Annotated in this window: 10 protein-coding genes; 5 read left to right on the top strand and 5 right to left on the bottom strand. The window is 66.8% G+C overall.

What is annotated here, in order from left to right:
• Window positions 1–119: 119 nt before the first annotated feature.
• From ileS to MK313_RS16755, 4 genes are all read right to left on the bottom strand, one after another.
• Window positions 120–3,026 (bottom strand): isoleucine--tRNA ligase, encoded by a 2,907-nt coding sequence (gene ileS / locus MK313_RS16770; RefSeq protein ID WP_287783100.1) that lies wholly within the window; start codon window positions 3,024–3,026, stop codon window positions 120–122.
• 68 nt (window positions 3,027–3,094) lie between these two features.
• Entirely contained in the window at window positions 3,095–4,060 is a 966-nt protein-coding gene (locus MK313_RS16765) for a bifunctional riboflavin kinase/FAD synthetase (protein WP_287783097.1), read from the bottom strand.
• Window positions 4,061–4,412: 352 nt separating this feature from the next.
• Entirely contained in the window at window positions 4,413–4,859 is a 447-nt protein-coding gene (locus tag MK313_RS16760) for a MaoC family dehydratase (RefSeq protein ID WP_008945892.1), read from the bottom strand.
• 143 nt (window positions 4,860–5,002) lie between these two features.
• A complete protein-coding gene (locus MK313_RS16755) occupies window positions 5,003–5,485 on the bottom strand; it encodes a peroxiredoxin (protein WP_008945893.1) in 483 nt (160 codons plus the stop codon).
• Between the two features lie 190 nt (window positions 5,486–5,675).
• On the opposite strand from MK313_RS16755, the gene MK313_RS16750 reads away from it, so the two are divergent.
• A complete protein-coding gene (locus MK313_RS16750) occupies window positions 5,676–6,269 on the top strand; it encodes a YqgE/AlgH family protein (protein WP_287783094.1) in 594 nt (197 codons plus the stop codon).
• Window positions 6,270–6,291: 22 nt separating this feature from the next.
• Here MK313_RS16750 and MK313_RS16745 read toward each other — a convergent pair whose 3' ends face one another.
• On the bottom strand, window positions 6,292–6,882 hold the full coding sequence (locus MK313_RS16745) for a GNAT family N-acetyltransferase (RefSeq protein ID WP_121219397.1): 591 nt from the start codon (window positions 6,880–6,882) through the stop codon (window positions 6,292–6,294).
• A gap of 167 nt (window positions 6,883–7,049) precedes the next feature.
• On the opposite strand from MK313_RS16745, the gene ykgO reads away from it, so the two are divergent.
• The 4 genes from ykgO to glcF form a co-directional block, all read left to right on the top strand.
• Window positions 7,050–7,175 carry a type B 50S ribosomal protein L36 gene (gene ykgO, locus MK313_RS16740; RefSeq protein WP_008945896.1) on the top strand — a complete coding sequence of 42 codons (126 nt, stop codon included), beginning with the start codon at window positions 7,050–7,052 and terminating at the stop codon, window positions 7,173–7,175.
• 377 nt (window positions 7,176–7,552) lie between these two features.
• Window positions 7,553–9,055 (top strand): FAD-linked oxidase C-terminal domain-containing protein, encoded by a 1,503-nt coding sequence (locus MK313_RS16735; protein WP_287783089.1) that lies wholly within the window; start codon window positions 7,553–7,555, stop codon window positions 9,053–9,055.
• A gap of 8 nt (window positions 9,056–9,063) precedes the next feature.
• Complete coding sequence (locus tag MK313_RS16730; protein WP_287783086.1) at window positions 9,064–10,293, top strand: FAD-binding protein; 1,230 nt, start codon at window positions 9,064–9,066, stop codon at window positions 10,291–10,293.
• Window positions 10,294–10,298: 5 nt separating this feature from the next.
• Window positions 10,299–11,286: glycolate oxidase subunit GlcF (glcF, locus tag MK313_RS16725; protein ID WP_287783082.1), on the top strand; the 988-nt coding region annotated here is incomplete at its 3' end.

Here is an 11,286-nt window from a genome sequence, read left to right as displayed (position 1 = left end):
GATCCGCCGCGGCGGATCGAAGATCAGCGACAGCATCCATTCCTTCGTCGCCAGGTCGGCGACGAATATCAGCAGGGCGACGATCAGTCCCAGCCGCGCAAGAGAACCGCCGGCTCGCGTCACGCGGCCGCCCCCTGGATCGTCTCGACCGCATCGGCGCAGCGCTGGCACACCGCCTCATGGCCCGGCACATGGCCAACCTCGGGCAGCTGTCGCCAGCAGCGCTCGCACTTCTCGCCGCCAGCCAGGCCCGGCACCACGGCCACGCCGGCGACATCCGGCAGGCGGAAGGCGTCCGCCGGTGCCGCGTCCGTGGTCAGGGTGGCGCCGGAGGTGATGAAGATCTCCGCCGCGTCCAGCCCCTCATAGGCCTTCACAGCCTCGCCCGAGACATGCACGGTTGGGTGCGCCTGCAGGGAGGAGCCGATGCGCTTCTGCGCGCGCTCCAGCTCCAGCGCGCCGGTGACGACGCGGCGGACATCGCGCACGATCTCCCATTTCTCGGCCAGCGCCGCGTCCAGCCAGTCCGCCGGCGCCTCGGGGAACAGCTCCAGATGCACCGACCAGTCCTCGGACGGGTGCCGGGCGAGCCAGGCCTCCTCCATGGTGAAGGGCATCATCGGCGCCAGCCAGGTGACGACGCTGTGGAACAGCCGGTCCACGACATAGAGCGCCGCCTTGCGGCGCGGGCTGTCCGGCGCGTCGCAATAGACCGCGTCCTTGCGCACGTCGAAATAGAAGGCCGACAGATCGACGGTCATGAACTGGATCATCGCCGCGACGATGCGCTTGAAGTCATAGACGCGGTAGCTGTCGCGCACCAGCCGGTCCAGCTCCGCCAGCCGGTGCAGCATCAGGCGCTCCAGCTCCGGCATCTCGGCCAGCGGCATCGCGGCACCGTCATAGCCGTCCAGCGTGCCCAGCATCCAGCGCACCGTGTTGCGCATCTTGCGGTAGGCATCGGTGGTGGTCTTCAGGATTTCCGGGCCGATGCGCTGGTCCTCGGCATAGTCGGTGCTGACCACCCAGAGGCGCAGGATATCGGCGCCGGACTGGTCGATCACATCCTGCGGGAACACCTGGTTGCCCAGCGACTTCGACATCTTGCGGCCGTCCTCGGCCATGGTGAAGCCGTGGGTGATGACCGCATCGTAGGGCGCGCGCCCGCGCGTGCCGCAGCTTTCGATGAGCGAGGAATGGAACCAGCCGCGATGCTGGTCGGTCCCTTCCAGATAGACATCCGCCGGCCATTTCAGGTCGGGCCGCTGCTCCAGCACGAAGGCATGGGTCGAGCCGGAATCGAACCAGACGTCGAGAATGTCGCGGACCTGCTCCCACGGCTCCAGATCGTTCACCAGCCCGGTGAGGAAGCGCTCCTTGGCACCCTCGGCGAACCAGGCATCCGCGCCTTCCGCCATGAAGGCATCGCGGATGCGCTGCGCAAGATCGTCACTGCCGGCGAAATCCGGGCCGGGGGCCAGCTCGCCGGTCTCCTTGTGGCGGAACACGGCGATCGGCACGCCCCAGGCGCGCTGGCGCGAGACCACCCAGTCCGGCTTGTTCTGGATCATCGAGCGCAGCCGGTTCTGGCCGCCCGCCGGATAGAAGGCGGTCTCGTCGATGGCCTTCAGCGACCGCGCGCGCAGGCTGTCGCCCTTGCCGTCGATGTCGCGGTCCATATGGATGAACCATTGTGGCGTGTTGCGGAAGATGATCGGCTTCTTGGAGCGCCAGCTGTGCGGATACTGGTGCTTCAGCCGCCCCCGCGCGACCATCATGCCGGCCGCCGCCAGCGCATCGATCACCGCCTGGTTGGCATCGCCCTTCTCGCCCGTGTCGGTGATGACGCGGCGGCCCTCGAAGCCAGGGGCCTCCTTGGTGAAGAAGCCGTCATCATCCACCGTGAAGGGGATCGTCGTATCGATGCCGCGCGCGGAAAGCTCGCGCGCATTGTCCATCCAGGCCTCGAAATCGTCCGCGCCATGGCCGGGGGCGGTGTGCACGAAGCCGGTACCGGCATCGTCGGTCACATGGTCGCCTGCCAGCAGCGGCACGTCGAACTCGTAGCCCTGACCGCGCAGCGGATGGGCGCAGATACCACCGGCCAGCGCCTCGCCCGGCACGCCGGTCAGCCGCTCATAGCCATCGACCTTGGCCGCCTTCAGCACGCCCTCGGCCAGCGCATCGGCCAGGATCAGCTTCTGCCCCTTCGCCGCCCAGTTGCCCTCCGGCGCGTCCGTCACCTCATAGAGGCCGTAGGAGATGCGATCCGAATAGCAGATCGCCCGGTTGCCCGGCATGGTCCAGGGGGTGGTGGTCCAGATCACCACGCTGGCGCCGTCCAGCGCCGGGTCGCCCGCCTTCACGACGGGGAAACGCACGAAGATCGTATCCGACTGGTAGTCGTGATACTCGATCTCCGCCTCGGCCAGCGCGGTCTTCTCGACGACCGACCACATGACCGGCTTGGAGCCGCGATAAAGCTGGCCGGTGCGCGCGAATTTCTGCAGCTCGGCGGCGATGATCGCCTCGGCCTCATAGGCCATGGTGAGGTAGGGGCGGTCCCAGTCGCCCTCGACGCCCAGCCGGCGGAACTCCTCGGACTGGATGGCGACCCATTTTTCCGCATAGCGCCGGCATTCGGCGCGGAAATCGTTGATCGGCACCTCGTCCTTGTTGCGGCCGGCGGCGCGGTATTCCTCCTCCACCTTCCATTCGATGGGCAGGCCGTGGCAGTCCCAGCCGGGGACGTAGTTGGAATCCTTGCCCAGCATCTGCTGCGAGCGGGTGACCACATCCTTCAGCGTCTTGTTCAGCGCGTGGCCGATATGCAGATGGCCGTTGGCATAGGGCGGGCCGTCATGCAGCACAAACAGCGGCCGGCCCTTGGCGACCTCCCGCATCTTCCGGTACAGGCCGATCTTCTGCCAGCGCTCGATCAGGCGTGGCTCCATCTGCGGCAGGCCCGCGCGCATCGGGAAATCGGTCTTCGGCAGAAAGACGGTCGCTTTGTAATCAACGCTCATCGAACGAACTCTTGGCAATCGAGAGGGGATATCCCCGAAAATCGTGACGCGCCGGCCCGTGTGGTGCCTCAGCTTGCGCCGGCGGCAGAACCGCGCGGCCGTGCGGCAGCAAGCATTTCCCGCACCACGCGGCAGTCGAGGGCGATTTGTGCCTGCAAAGCGTCCAGCCCGTCAAACTTCTTCTCCGGCCGCACATAATCGACCAGCCGGACGCTGATCCGCCGGCCATAGAGGTCGCCGGTGAAGTCCAGCAGATGCACCTCCATCAGGTCGCCGCGATCGGCCACCGTCGGGCGGATGCCGAAATTGGCCGCCCCGGCATGCCAGGGGCCATGACCATCGATCTGCGCCTCCACCGCATAGATGCCGCGCGCCGGGTGCAGCACCTTGCCAAGCCGGAAATTCGCCGTCGGATAGCCGATGGTGCGGCCGATCTGGTCGCCGCGCTCCACCACGCCCTGCAGCGTCCAGTAGCGGTCCAGCAGCGCCGCCGCCTCGGCCGGCTTGCCCTCGGCCAGCAGCGCGCGGATACGGCTGGACGAACAGACCCCGCCATCCGGGGCCGGCACCGGCGCCAGCGTTGTCACGCCGAAGCCGTGGCGCCCGCCCAGCTCGCGCAGCAGCGCCACATCACCGCCGCGCTTGTGGCCGAAATGGAAATCCTCGCCCACCACCACATGGGAGACGCCGAACTTGCGCACCAGGATTTCCGACACGAACTCCGCCGCCGGCAGCAGCGACAGCGCCCGGTCGAAGCTCTGCACATAGGTGGCGTCCAGCCCGGTGGCGGCCAGCAATGCGAGCTTCTCCTCCGGCCCGTACAGCAGGAAGGGGGCGGCGTCCGGCTGGAACAGCAGGCGGGGGTGCGGCTCGAAGGTCAGCGCGGCGGCCGGGCAGCCGCGTTCGGCGGCGATGGCGCGCGCACGGTCAATCAGCGCACGGTGCCCCAGATGCACCCCGTCCATATTGCCGATAGCGATGGCGGCGCCGCGGTCGGCCGCCGGAATCGCCGCGAGATCGCGCCAGATGCGCATGGCCCTGCCCGTTATGTTGCACGAAAGCGGCCTGTAAGCTGGCCAATCTGGCCGGCAAGATCAACAGACTCTTATGCGGAGGGGCGATTCTTCTGCACCGCCACGCCTATGGAACTCCGCATTACGCTTTCCCTCGCCCCCTTGGGGGAGAGGGTTGTGAAGCCTTGTGAGCGAAGCGAACTAGGCGGAGCTGGGTGAGGGGGTGTCGCACAGGCGGAACCGGTCTCCCCTCACCCAGCTCCCGCTAACTCACTTCGTTCGTAAGCTTCCGCATCCCTCTCCCCTTCCGGGGCGAGGGATTCTTTTTATTGCCTCCTGGCCTCTCCCCTTCCGGGGCGAGGGACAGCTATCCCTAATCCGCGGCCTCGGCACGGGCGGGGACCATCACCGTCGCCTCGCCATCCAGCACCGCCTTGTTACCGACATGGCAGATGGTTTCCAGAACCACCCGGTTCTTGTCGGGGAAGATGTCCTTCACCGTCACGCGGGCGGTCACCGTATCGCCGATGCGCACCGGCGCCTTGAAGGCCAGCGTCTGGTTGAGGTAGATGCAGCCCGGCCCCGGCAGCTTCGTGCCCAGCACGGTGGATATCAGACTCGCCGACAGCAGGCCATGGGCGATACGGCCGCGAAACACGGTCTGGCCGGCATATTGCTCGTCCAGATGCACCGGGTTGGTATCGCCGGAGATGCCGGCGAACAGCACAATATCGGCCTCGGTCACCGTCTTGCTGAAACTCGCGGTCTGGCCGACCGCCAGCTCGTCGATATAGGCGCCGCGCCTTTCCTCAAGCGACATCGGACTCCCCATTGCTGCAATGCACAATGGGACGGGACTATACGGCCAAATCCGGCCCTCCACAAGCGAGCGCTAAAGCAAACCCGCATCCACGAAAAAGGCGCCGCAAGCGGCGCCTTTCCCGATATTCCCTGCGCAGAAGCTTACAGCTTCGCCAGGATGCTCTCGGCGCTGGAGACCTGGAAGGCGCCCGGCTCCTCGACCTCAAGTCGGGTGACCTTGCCGTCATCCACGATCATGGCGTAGCGCTGCGAGCGCACGCCCATGCCACGCGCGGTCAGGTCCAGCTCCAGCCCGACCGCCTTGGTGAAGGCAGCACTGCCATCGGCCAGCATGACGACCTTACCGTCGCTCTTCTGGTCCTTGGCCCAGGCATCCATGACGAAGGCATCATTCACCGACAGGCAGGCGATGGTATCCACACCCTTGCCCTTCAGATCGGCGGCCTTCTCGACGAAGCCCGGCACATGCTTGGCCGAGCAGGTCGGGGTGAAGGCGCCCGGCAGGGCGAACAGCACGACCTTCTTGCCCTTGAAGAAATCGTCGGTGGACACCTCGTTGATGCCGTCGGCGGTCTTCACCTGCAGCGTCACGGACGGAATCTTGTCGCCAACCTTGATCGTCATCGGACGTCATCCCTTCTCTGGATTTTCAGCGTTGCGCGGCGGAAATGCGGAACCTCGCCGGCTTTCGTGGCAGACTATAACGCAACGCCCGGCTAAATCCAGACGTGGCAGCCCATAGCCAGGACGTGATTTACCTGACCGCCGCCCCCAAATATAGTGACGATATTCTGACGCCTGCGATGAGACGCCGATGAGCTTCGACGACAGAAACGACCCGCACGGCGATGATGGCTACCTGACGGGCAAGCTGCTGATCGCCATGCCGACGATGCGCGACCCGCGCTTCGCCCGGTCGGTCATCTATCTGTGCGCCCATAATGAAGAGGGTGCCATGGGGCTGGTGGTGAACCGGCTGATCGGCACGCTGACCTTCACCGACCTGATGGCGCAGCTGAACCTCTCTGCCCCAATGGCCGAGCCGGAGAAGAAGATTCATTTTGGCGGGCCGGTGGAGACCAGCCGCGGCTTCGTGCTGCACAGCGCGGAATACCAGCAGGAAGAGACCATGCTGGTCGATAACGGCTTCGGGCTGACCGCGACCATCGACATCCTGCGAGCCATCGCCAATGGCGGCGGACCCAGCCGCTCGCTGCTGGCGCTGGGCTATGCCGGCTGGGGGCCGGGGCAGCTCGATACCGAAATCCAGGAGAATGGCTGGCTCAGCGTCGATGCCGATGCCGCGCTGGTGTTCGATGAAGGCGATCTCGACCATAAGTGGGAGCGCGCCATGGCGAAGATCGGCGTCGAGCCCAGCATGCTGTCGGGCGAGGCCGGGCGAGCGTAAAGGCTGGGCGTAAAGGCTGAGCCTAGAGCCGGTCCCGCAGGTCTTCGCGCAGGATGGCGAACAGCAGATGGTCCTGCCAGGCGCCGTCGATCTTCAGGTAACCGCGCGCCAGCCCCTCGCGGCTGAACCCGGCCTTTTCCAGCACCCGCCGGCTGGACTCGTTATGCACCAGACAAGCCGCCTCCACACGATGCAGCCCCAGCGTGCCGAAGGCGAAGCGCAGGCCCAGCCGTACCGCTTCCGTCATATAGCCCTGGCCGGCGAAGGGCACGCCCATCCAGTAGCCGAAGCTGCCGCACTGCGCCACACCGCGCCGCACATTGCCCAGCGTGATGCCGCCCAGCAACTGGTCGTCATCCTTGCGGAACAGGAAGAAGGCGTAGCCCTCGTCGCGCTCCCACTCCTCGGCATAGCGCTGCAGGCGGCGGCGATAGGAGGCGCGGCTCAGCGCATCGCCGGCCCAGGTCGGCTCCCAGGGAGTCAGGAAATCCCGGCTGAGCGCGCGCAATTCCGCCCATTGCCGCCAGTCGCGCCGACGCGGCGGGCGCAGATAGAGCCGTTCGCCCCACAGGGCGGTTTCCGGCGTCGAGGGCGTCAGAAATGTCAGAACCACAACCTATAATGACATTGCCGCGCGACCGGGGTAAAGCACCCGGTGGAACGGCCCTTCGCGCAATAAGAGTCTTTTCCGCGCCTTACCCGCCGATCCGCCGTTGACAGAAGGGGGTGCGGTCCGTATGTTCCCGGCCTCTTTCCATTCGACATACGAGGATTGCGGCGATGAAGATCGTCAATTCGCTGAAGTCGATCAAGCAGCGCGACAAGAACTGCCGCATCGTGCGTCGTCGTGGTCGCCTGTATGTGATCAACAAAAAGAATCCCCGCTTCAAGGCCCGCCAGGGTTAAGTCCCAGGGGCTGAGTCGCGGTTTCTACCGCTATTCGTAAAACCGCCGGCGCCGCAAGGCCCGGCGGTTTTCGTTTGCGTGGGTTTTGGACTGCCCCCTCTTCCCTTGCGGAAGAGGGTAAGAAAATACCCGCCCTCTCCAACCGTCACCCCCGCACTTGTTGCGGGGGTCCAGGCCTCGGCTCGCTGGATATCCGCCGAGCAGGCTGAAGCCTGGATTCCCGGGACAAGCCCGGGAATGACGACGGAGAAATGAGGCGGCACGGTAAGCCATTATTCTTCCCACCTCCCCATTGCCCCCGGCTGCGCCTGGCTGTATGCAGGATGACAAATAAAGGCCCAACTGGTATTACCAATATGGGTTGAGGGAGGACAGAAATGCAGATGCCGGAGCCGGACAAGGCAACCCTGGCCCGCCGGGGCGAGATCGTCGCCGCGCTGCGTTCTATCGTGCCCGGTGGGAAGATGGGGGGCGAAGGCGTGATCGACGCGCCCGAGGAGATGAAGGCCTACGAGAGCGACGGTCTGACCGCCTACCGCACCCTGCCGATGATCGTCGTGCTGCCAGAGACCACGGAACAGGTCTCTGCCGTGCTGCGCTACTGCCACGAGAACAAGGTGAAGGTGGTGCCGCGCGGGGCCGGCACCTCGCTGTCCGGGGGCGCGCTGCCGCTGGCCGATGGCGTGCTGCTGGGCATGGGCAAGTTCAACCGCGTGCTCGACATCGACTACGACAATCGCTGCGCCGTCGTGCAGCCGGGCGTCACCAACCTGGGCATCACCACCGCCGTGCAGGAAAAGGGCTTCTATTACGCGCCCGATCCGTCGAGCCAGATCGCCTGCACCATCGGCGGCAATGTGGCGGAGAATTCCGGCGGCGTGCACTGCCTGAAATACGGCCTGACCACCAACAATGTGCTGGGCGTGGAGATGGTGCTGATCGACGGCACGGTGGTGCGCATCGGCGGCCGGCACCTGGATGCGGAAGGCTATGACCTGCTGGGCGCGGTCATCGGCTCCGAAGGACTGCTCGGCGTGGTGACGGAAGTGACCGTGCGCATCCTGCAGAAACCGGCCACCGCGCGCGCCGTGCTGCTGGGCTTCCCGACCAGCGAGAGTGCCGGAAACTGCGTCGGCGCCATCATCGCGGCGGGCATCATCCCCGGCGGCATGGAGATGATGGACCGGCCGGCGATCCACGCGGCGGAGGATTTCGTGCATGCGGGATATCCGCGCGATGTCGAGGCACTGCTGATCGTCGAACTGGACGGGCCGGAGGTCGAGGTCGATCACCTGATCGCGCGGGTGGCGGAGATCGCCGCCGCGAACGGCGCGGTCTATAACCGGGTCAGCGAGAACGAGGCGGAGCGGCTGAATTTCTGGGCCGGGCGCAAGGCCGCCTTCCCCGCCGTGGGGCGCATCTCGCCGGATTATTACTGCATGGATGGCACCATCCCGCGCGGCCGCCTGCCGGAGGTGCTGGCGCGCATGACCGAACTGTCGAACCAGTATGGGCTGCGCGTCGCCAATGTGTTCCATGCCGGCGACGGCAATCTGCATCCGCTGATCCTGTACGACGCCAACCAGCCGGGCGAACTGGAAAAGGCGGAGGAATTCGGCAGCGATATCCTTCGCCTCTGTGTCGAGGTCGGCGGGGTGCTGACCGGCGAGCATGGTGTGGGCGTTGAGAAGCGCGACCTGATGCCCTCCATGTTCAGCGAGGTGGATCTGGCGCAGCAGCAGCGGCTGAAATGCGCCTTCGACCCGGACGGGCTGCTGAACCCCGGCAAGGTGTTCCCGCAACTCCATCGCTGCGCCGAGCTGGGCCGCATGCACATCCATCGCGGCCAGGTGCCGTTCCCCGACCTTCCGCGCTTCTGAGCCCGCCGATGACCGAGACATTGCGCCCCGAAACGCTGGAGCAGCTGCGCGACGCCGTCGCCTGGGCGGTCGCCGAGGAACAGCCGCTGGAGGTGCTGGCACGTGGCACGAAGCGCGGCCTCGGCCGCCCGGTGCAGGCCAGCCACACGCTCGATACCTCCGCCCTCACCGGCATCACGCTCTATGAGCCGGAGGAGCTGGTGATGAGTGCCAAGGCCGGCACGAAGCTGGCCGAGATCGAGGCGGCGCTGGACGAAAAGAACCAGCAGCTGGCCTTCGAGCCGGGCGACTGGGGGCCGCTGCTGGGCCAGCCGGCGAAGGCCGGCAGCATCGCCGGCATCTTCGCCTGCAACATCGCCGGGCCACGCCGCCTGAAATCCGGTGCGGCGCGCGACCATGTCCTGGGCTTCCACGTCGTCAGCGGGCGCGGCGAGATATACAAGGCCGGCGGCCGGGTGGTGAAGAACGTCACTGGCTACGACCTGCCGAAGCTGTTCTGCTCCTCCCATGGCACGCTGACTGTAGCCTCGGAGCTGACCTTCAAGGTGCTGCCGGCGCCGGAGAAGACCTACAGCGTGCTGGTGCTGGGCCTCGACGGCGCTGCCGCGACGCACGCCATGGCGCTGGCCATGACCAGCCCGCATGAGGTGGCCAGCGCCGCGCACCTGCCCGCCGAGATTGCCGGCGGCTCCGCCGTCTCCTACCTGCGCGAGGCGGGCGCGTCAGTGACTGCGATCCGCGTCGAGGGGCCGGGCCCGTCGGTCGAGCATCGCTGCCGGGAACTGCGGGCGCTGCTGGAAAGCCTCGGTCCGACCGAGGAGCTGCACACGCATAATTCAAAGACCCTGTGGCGCGAGCTGGCGGATGTCGCCCCCTTCGCCGCCCGGCCCGGCCTGCAGCTCTGGCGGATTTCCGTGGCGCCGATGGCAGGGGCCGGCGTTGCCGCCGCGATCCATACCGCCGTGCCGGGGGCGGTACATTATCTCGACTGGCAGGGCGGGCTAGTGTGGCTGGGTGTGCCGCCGGCGCCCGACGCCCATGCCGATGCCGTGCGCACCGCCGTGGCGGCTTCCGGCGGCGGCCATGCCACGCTGATCCGTGCGGCGGGCGATGTGCGCGCCGCCATCGATGTGTTCCAGCCGCAGGAGGCCGGCCTTGCCGCCATCAGCCGGCGGGTGAAGGCGGCGTTCGATCCGCGCGGGGTGCTGAACCCCGGCCGGCTCTATCCGGGGGTGTAGGCCAGATGCAGACGAATTTCTCCCTGGCGCAGCTCGCCGACCCGGACATCGCCGCCGCCAACGACATACTGCGCTCCTGCGTGCATTGCGGCTTCTGCACCGCGACCTGCCCGACCTATGTGCTGCTGGGCGACGAGCTGGACAGCCCGCGCGGGCGCATCTACCTGATCAAGGATATGCTGGAGGGCGACCGCCCGGCCACCGAACAGGTCACCAAGCATATCGACCGCTGCCTGACCTGCCTGTCCTGCATGACCACCTGCCCGTCCGGCGTGCATTACATGCATCTGGTCGATCATGCGCGCAGCCATATCGAGAAGACCTACAGGCGGCCTTTCCTCGACCGCGCGATGCGGGCGCTGCTGGCGAACCTGCTGCCCTATCCCAACCGCTTCCGCCTGGCGCTGATCGGCGCCTGGCTGGCAAGGCCGCTGCGCCATGTCCTGAAGGGACGGCTGGGGGCGATGCTGGCGCTGGCGCCAAAGGCGATCCCCAGCCCCTCCCCGGTGGACCGGCCGCAGGTGTTTTCCGCTGAAGGGCCGCGCCGCAAGCGCGTGGCGTTGCTGTCCGGCTGCGCCCAGCCAGTGCTGTCGCCCGGCATCAATGAGGCGACCATCCGCCTGCTGACCCGCCATGGCTGCGAGGTCGTGGTGGCGGCGGGGGCCGGCTGCTGCGGTGCCTTGACCCACCATATGGGCCGGGAGGAAAGCGCCCATGCCCTCGCCAAGGCGACCATCGCCGCCTGGACCCGCGAGATCGAGGGCGCGGGGCTGGACGCCATCGTGATCAACGCGTCCGGCTGCGGCACCACGGTGAAGGATTACGGCTTCATGTTCCGCACCGACCCGGACTGGGCGGACAAGGCGGCCAAGGTCTCGGCCCTCACCAAGGATGTGACGGAGCTGATGGATGAGCTGGGCCTGACAGCCCCCTCAGTCGCGACCGGCCAGCGCGTGACCTATCACTCCGCCTGCTCCATGCAGCACGGGCAGA

Source organism: Oceanibaculum sp. (assembly GCF_022449305.1).
GTDB classification, from domain to species: domain Bacteria; phylum Pseudomonadota; class Alphaproteobacteria; order Oceanibaculales; family Oceanibaculaceae; genus Oceanibaculum; species Oceanibaculum indicum.
The sequence above is the reverse complement of the archived record's forward strand: the minus strand, read 5'-3'. Positions and strand labels throughout refer to the sequence as shown.